Origin of the sequence: Sporolactobacillus shoreicorticis, assembly GCF_024125445.1 — a bacterium.
GTDB classification, from domain to species: domain Bacteria; phylum Bacillota; class Bacilli; order Bacillales; family Sporolactobacillaceae; genus Sporolactobacillus; species Sporolactobacillus shoreicorticis.
This window is the reverse complement of sequence record NZ_JAMXWM010000003.1, coordinates 250,021-256,075: the sequence shown is the minus strand read 5'-3', so window position 1 is coordinate 256,075 and position 6,055 is coordinate 250,021. Positions and strand designations below refer to the sequence as shown.

The window sequence follows — 6,055 nt, the reverse complement described above, 5'->3', positions numbered from 1 at the left end:
TGCAGCAAGGTCTTTTCTATATTACTGGTTACTGGGGCACAGCAACGAGTTCTTTTGTCATGTTCTGCTGAATTAATTGGGCGGCACGTTTCACTTCTTCATCTGTCGGTGATTCAATGTCTTCAAGAGGATAATCCAGCCCCATCGCTTCCCATTTATATACGCCCATTTTATGGTAGGGCAGTATTTCCACGCGCTCCACATTTTGCAATGTGTCAATAAACGCTCCAAGTTCTGTAAGATCCTGTTCGGAATCAGTAACAGTCGGAACAAGCACATGTCTGATCCACATAGGAATCTGTTTCTTTGATAACAATCGGGCAAAAGCTAAGATGTGCTCATTCGGCTGGCCAGTCAGCCACTTGTGTCGCTCTGAGTTGATCTCTTTGATGTCGAGCAGCACAAGATCGGTATAAGATGCCAATTCATCGAACTTCTTGTGAAAGAAGGGCGCGTCGACATAGCAGCATCCGGATGTGTCGAGGGCGGTGTGAACACCGATGGCTTTGCATGCTTTAAATAACTCAGTCAGGAAAGGGATCTGCAGCAGCGCTTCACCTCCGCTGACCGTAATGCCTCCACCGGATGCCTGAATAAACGGCAGGTAATCCTTCAATTCATGAATGATTTCATCGACACTGACTGATTTTCCGGTACCGATTGCCCGTGTATCGACATTATGGCAGTATTTGCAGCGGAGCGGGCAGCCTTGGGTAAACACGACAAAGCGGATACCCGGACCATCGACGGTGCCGAATGATTCAATCGAATGAATATTACCAAGAACCATGAAGACTCCCTCCTTTCGGTCGTACATTAAAAATTCATGCTCAAATTGCTTCGTGGAAAGTCCGATGCAGAACTTCGAGCTGCTGTTCACGGGTCAGTTTGATAAAGTTGACAGCGTAGCCGGAAACACGAATCGTCAGCTGCGGATATTTTTCCGGGTGATCCATCGCATCGACCAGTGTTTCCCGGTTAAATACATTGATATTAATATGATGGCCTCCCTTTTCAGCATAGCCGTCAAGCATTGCATCCAGATTGTCTTCGCGTACGGAATCATCTTTTCCCAGCGCTTTCGGCACGATTGAGAATGTGTTTGAGATACCATCAAGTGAGTAACGGTAAGGCAGTTTTGCGACAGAGGACAGAGAGGCAAGAGCACCTTTGCTGTCGCGTCCATGCATTGGGTTTGCTCCCGGAGCAAAAGCCTCACCGCGCAAACGTCCATCCGGAGTGCTGCCGGTCTTCTTGCCGTAAACGACATTTGAAGTGATCGTCAGAATCGACAGCGTCGGAACAGAATCACGGTATGTGTCTACCCTTTTCAATTTATTCATAAAGCTTTCAACGAGATCTACAGCGATAGAGTCGACACGGTCATCGTTGTTGCCGTATTTAGGAAAGTCTCCTTCGATGTTAAAACCAACTGCCAAGCCGTCTTCATCGCGCTGAACATGTACTTTCGCATATTTGATTGCACTGAGCGAATCCGCCGCGACACTGAGACCGGCGATACCGGTTGCCATTGTACGCAGAATATGAGTATCGTGCAGCGCCATTTCGCTTCGTTCATAGGAATACTTGTCGTGCATATAGTGGATGACATTCAGTGTATTGATGTACAGATCAGACAGCCAATCCATCATACGGTCAAATTTCTGCATCACTTCATCGTAATCCAAAACATCACTGGTAATTGGTGCAAGCGCAGGAGCTACCTGTATTTTTTTGACTTCATCGACACCGCCATTGATAGCATAGAGCAAGGTCTTCGCGAGGTTGGCACGCGCGCCGAAGAATTGCATCTGTTTGCCGATACGCATGGCCGATACACAGCAGGCAATACCGTAATCATCGCCGTATTCCACACGCATTAAATCATCGTTTTCATACTGAATTGCGCTCGTTTTTATTGAAATATCTGCGCAGTATTCCTTGAATGCTTTCGGCAGCTGTTTTGACCACAGGACGGTCAGATTCGGTTCCGGCGCCGAACCGAGATTCTCCAGCGTGTGCAGGAAGCGGAACGAGTTTTTCGTGACTAATGTCCGTCCGTCAACGCTCATGCCGCCGATTGATTCCGTAACCCATGTCGGGTCACCGCTGAACAGTTCATTATATTCAGGGGTACGTGCAAATTTAACGAGACGAAGCTTCATGACGAAATGATCAACCAGCTCCTGTGCCTCATCCTCGGTTAGTGCATGGCTTGCCAAATCGCGCTCAATGTAAATGTCAAGGAACGATGAGGTTCTGCCAAGACTCATCGCTGCTCCGTTCTGTTCCTTAACGGCTGCAAGATAACCAAAATACAACCATTGGAATGCCTCATGCGCATTGGTTGCCGGTTTGGAAATATCAAAACCATAGCTGGCTGCCATTTTCTTAATATCTTCGAGTGCGCGAATCTGTTCTGTCAGTTCTTCGCGAAGCCGGATGACGTCTTCACTCATTTTGCTGCTGGTATTTTGCTTATCAATTTTCTTTTGTTCGATCAGGAAGTCAATGCCGTATAGCGCGACGCGTCGATAGTCGCCGATGATACGCCCGCGACCGTAAGCGTCCGGGAGTCCGGTGATAATGCCTGCGTGACGAGCCAGACGCATTTCATCAGTGTAGGCATCAAAAACACCTTGATTATGTGTTTTCCTGTATTCGGTAAAGACATGCTTGACTTCGTCATCAATTTTGTACCCATATGATGCAGCTGCCTGATCGGCCACGCGAATGCCGCCAAATGGCATCAAGGCGCGTTTAAATGGTTCGTCGGTTTGAACGCCAACGATTCTCTCGAGTTGTTTATTCAAATAACCTGGTTTGTGCGAGGTGATTGTAGAGACAATCTTGGTATCCATATCCAGAACCCCGCCGTTTTTTCGTTCCTGCTCAGATAGTTCCATCACTTGCTTCCACAGAAGATCTGTATTTTTTGTTGCTCCGGCCAGAAAAGATTCGTCACCGCTGTAAGGATGTATGTTTTTCATGATAAAATCGCGAACGTTAACTTCGTTTTTCCAAATACCTTCAACAAATCCGTCCCAAGCTGATCCATACTTGCTTTTTTCTACTGTTGCTTCCATGCCGTTCATCTCCTCATTAAAATCGTCGACTAATTGAACATATGATCCTTGAACACATGTTAATTATATAATATCAGATGAAAGCGTTTACACTTGAGGTGTGACTTTTTTGTTACTATTTATTCACAGAATCGTGTCGTTTAAATGTTTGACAAATAGGTAAGAAAAAACTAATTGAAAGCGTTTTGATACAAATTTTGATAAAATGATTATGAAAACGAAGGGAGGAGTGAGGCCATGTTTTGTCCGGTATGCGACGATGTCCGCATAAAAGAAATTGAAAAAGAAGGCGTATTGATCGATACTTGCCCAAACTGCAAGGGGATATGGCTGGATCGCGGAGAGTTAGATAAATTATCGACTCGTGTGAAAGAGGTCCATCGTCCGTTCAATGATTGGTATGGAGAAGATCAACAAAAAAGCTATAGAGATCGTGACTATAAAGACAATTCATATTATGATAAAAGAAAAGGGGAAGACTATGTTCCGCACAGAAAGAAAAAGAAGTCCGTGATGGATATGCTTGGGGATATTTTCGATTGATGTGAGGGAATAAGGTCCGAAAAGGAGGAAATAAACTCCTTTTCGGACTTTGTCTCATTTTCGCAGCGATAATTGTCATTGGGGAGATGGGCAGATGCGTGTACATTTTTTTCAGCATGTTTCGTTTGAGAAACCGGGATTTATCTCCGAATGGTGCAGGGTGCATGGTTATGAACTGACTGGAACATACTTTTATGAAAAGAAATTTGCCAAGCCTGACTTTGAAAAAATCGGCTTGATGGTCATTATGGGGGGCCAATGAATTGTGCGAATGAAGATGCGTATCCATGGCTGAAACAGGAAAAGGAATGGATCAAAACAGCGATTCGAAAGAATATTCCTGTTTTGGGGATTTGTCTTGGCGCGGATGGTTATCCCGGAAAAGAAAAAGAGATCGGCTGGTTTCCGATCTCGCTCGTGAATCATCCGGAGCTGCCTTTTTTAGGCATGCCCAAGCAGATGACAGTTTTTCATTGGCATAGGGATACCTTTGATCTTCCGCAAAGAGCGTCACATGCGGCCTTCAGCAAAGGCTGCTGAAACCAGGCATTTGTTTACAGAAAACGGGTTGTGGGTCTTCAATTTCATCTGGAAGTTAGTGAAGAAAATATTCGTGATATTATCGAACATTTGCGCAATGAATTGGTCGGTGGCAAGTATATTCAGAGTATTCCATAGCTATGCGGCCGATTCGAATTGGTTCAGCAGAATAAATTAATCTTGTTTGATTTTCTGGATCAATGGACAAATCAATTTGCAAACGAATCTGTTTAGTAGTTTGTTGGAAGTACGCTTAATCGTTCGAGTGCCGCTTTTATTCCGTCCTGATCGTTAGAGAGGGTCACAAAGTCGGCTGCTCCTTTTACTTGTTCCGGAGCGTTGCCCATCGCTATGCCGATTCCTGCGAATCGGAGCATAGGTACATCATTAAAATTATCACCAAAGGCGAGTGTGTTTTCTTGTGCTATATGATAACGTTCCATTATCTTACGCATAGCACTTGCTTTACTGACATTCTCGGCCATGATTTCCAAATAGGTGGGCTTTGATTTGTAAAACGCCGCATCAAGATTTGCTTCAAGAAGAACTGCTTGTAATTGGTCAATAGCTGCCGGTTCCCCCATGCACAATAGCTTATGAACCGGCGGCAGATCATCTGGTGTTTGATCGTGGAATGCGTATGCAAATGAAGGGGTGCGCGCTATGGCCTGTTCTTGAGCAATCTAGGCATCCGGCCGATCCGGAACAAGCCAACGATCAAAACTGTATGCAGAGAAACTCATTTCCGGGAAACGGTTACAGATTTGCTGATAAACAAACAGTACCGTTGCAGGATTCATTGTAACAGAGAATAAATGTTCATTCGAAGTCAGAGTATGGTGCTGATCGACGATAAGTGCTCCGCTGTAACAAATGATCGGGTCAAATGAGCCGAGTTGCTGCTGTAAGGGAAGAATTCCGCTCGGCATTCGCGCGGAAACGAGAATGAAGGGGATGTTTTGTCCTGCACAGTCTTTGATCGCCTGCACGGTTTTTTTCGTAATGACATGCTTTGAATTAATTAATGTGCCGTCGATATCACTGAAAATCAATTGAATTGACATATAAATCCACTCCCTATAGAGAAAGAATAAGTAACCAACTGTCGATTTCATTTAATCAGCAAGAATGAAATGAACGCCTTGCTCTTCGATCGAAGTTCTGATTTGTTCGGAGTGCATGTGATCGGTAATTAGAAAGTCTGCAGTACTCCAATCGAATCCCTTAAACCTGCTTTTCTGATCAAATTTCTTGTGATCCGTGAGAATAATAATACGATCAGAACATTTTGATATGGTTCTGCTGATTAAAGCGTCCTCTTCATCATCATAATAAATGCCGTCTTCAGTGACCGCAGCCGCTCCGAGAAATGCCGCATCGAAGCGAATTGTTTCCATGTGCTTTATACTTTCCGCAGAAAAGAAAAAACGATTCTTGCCATTTAATAATCCGCCAAACAAATGAACGGGGATCTCTTCTTTCTGAGATAACAGTTCTGCGACATCAAGTGATTGCGTAAAGACATGAATGGGTAGATTGATCTGACGCACCATACAGGAAATGGTTGTTGAAGCGTTAAAAAAATAAAAACCATCGCGCTGCAGAAAATTGAGCGCCTTTTTTCCTATTTGTATTTTCGCATCGGAATAAGCCTGCAGACGATCTCGGTAAGCCAAAACTTTATTCTGAAAATCAGGAAGGGCGATTCCTCCATGCGTTCGAATCGCCGCCTTTTGCTCGGTAAGCTTGACAATATCACGCCGAGCTGTGTCACGCGAGACTTGGTAAAGGCGGCAAATGTCTGCCACCGACAGACTGCGTGCTTTTTGCAGATCATCGAGAATAGCTGCCAAACGCTCTTCTTGGTAAATGACACGCATCTCCTT

The 6,055-nt window shown here is 44.7% G+C and carries 6 protein-coding genes and 1 pseudogene; 3 read left to right on the top strand and 4 right to left on the bottom strand.

Annotation, left to right across the window (positions count from 1 at the left end):
* Window positions 1-28: 28 nt before the first annotated feature.
* Complete coding sequence (gene pflA / locus NIE88_RS04150; RefSeq protein WP_253059205.1) at window positions 29-790, bottom strand: pyruvate formate-lyase-activating protein; 762 nt, start codon at window positions 788-790, stop codon at window positions 29-31.
* A 40-nt stretch (window positions 791-830) separates the two neighbouring features.
* Window positions 831-3,086, bottom strand: coding sequence for a formate C-acetyltransferase (gene pflB / locus NIE88_RS04145; RefSeq protein WP_253059203.1), 2,256 nt, complete (start codon window positions 3,084-3,086; stop codon window positions 831-833).
* A gap of 237 nt (window positions 3,087-3,323) precedes the next feature.
* On the opposite strand from pflB, the gene NIE88_RS04140 reads away from it, so the two are divergent.
* From NIE88_RS04140 to NIE88_RS04130, 3 genes are all read left to right on the top strand, one after another.
* Window positions 3,324-3,629 (top strand): TFIIB-type zinc ribbon-containing protein, encoded by a 306-nt coding sequence (locus NIE88_RS04140; RefSeq protein ID WP_253059201.1) that lies wholly within the window; start codon window positions 3,324-3,326, stop codon window positions 3,627-3,629.
* 94 nt (window positions 3,630-3,723) lie between these two features.
* Entirely contained in the window at window positions 3,724-3,891 is a 168-nt protein-coding gene (locus NIE88_RS04135) for a hypothetical protein (protein WP_253059199.1), read from the top strand.
* Entirely contained in the window at window positions 3,888-4,169 is a 282-nt protein-coding gene (locus NIE88_RS04130) for a glutamine amidotransferase-related protein (protein ID WP_253059197.1), read from the top strand. The genes NIE88_RS04135 and NIE88_RS04130 overlap by 4 nt, the downstream gene beginning before the upstream one ends.
* Window positions 4,170-4,399: 230 nt before the next feature.
* Here NIE88_RS04130 and NIE88_RS04125 read toward each other — a convergent pair.
* Together NIE88_RS04125 and NIE88_RS04120 are read right to left on the bottom strand one after the other, a co-directional pair.
* Window positions 4,400-5,233 (bottom strand): annotated as a pseudogene (locus NIE88_RS04125) (Cof-type HAD-IIB family hydrolase).
* Window positions 5,234-5,284: 51 nt separating this feature from the next.
* Entirely contained in the window at window positions 5,285-6,049 is a 765-nt protein-coding gene (locus tag NIE88_RS04120) for a DeoR/GlpR family DNA-binding transcription regulator (RefSeq protein ID WP_253059195.1), read from the bottom strand.
* Between the last annotated feature and the right edge of the window lie 6 nt (window positions 6,050-6,055).

What these genes read in the sequence shown, in the direction of transcription:
- pflA (WP_253059205.1), bottom strand. Translation starts at nt 790, where the DNA reads ATGGTTCTTGGTAATATTCATTCGATTGAATCATTCGGCACCGTCGAT.
- pflB (WP_253059203.1), bottom strand. Translation starts at nt 3,086, where the DNA reads ATGGAAGCAACAGTAGAAAAAAGCAAGTATGGATCAGCTTGGGACGGA.
- NIE88_RS04140 (WP_253059201.1), top strand. Translation starts at nt 3,324, where the DNA reads ATGTTTTGTCCGGTATGCGACGATGTCCGCATAAAAGAAATTGAAAAA.
- NIE88_RS04135 (WP_253059199.1), top strand. Translation starts at nt 3,724, where the DNA reads ATGCGTGTACATTTTTTTCAGCATGTTTCGTTTGAGAAACCGGGATTT.
- NIE88_RS04130 (WP_253059197.1), top strand. Translation starts at nt 3,888, where the DNA reads ATGAATTGTGCGAATGAAGATGCGTATCCATGGCTGAAACAGGAAAAG.
- NIE88_RS04120 (WP_253059195.1), bottom strand. Translation starts at nt 6,049, where the DNA reads ATGCGTGTCATTTACCAAGAAGAGCGTTTGGCAGCTATTCTCGATGAT.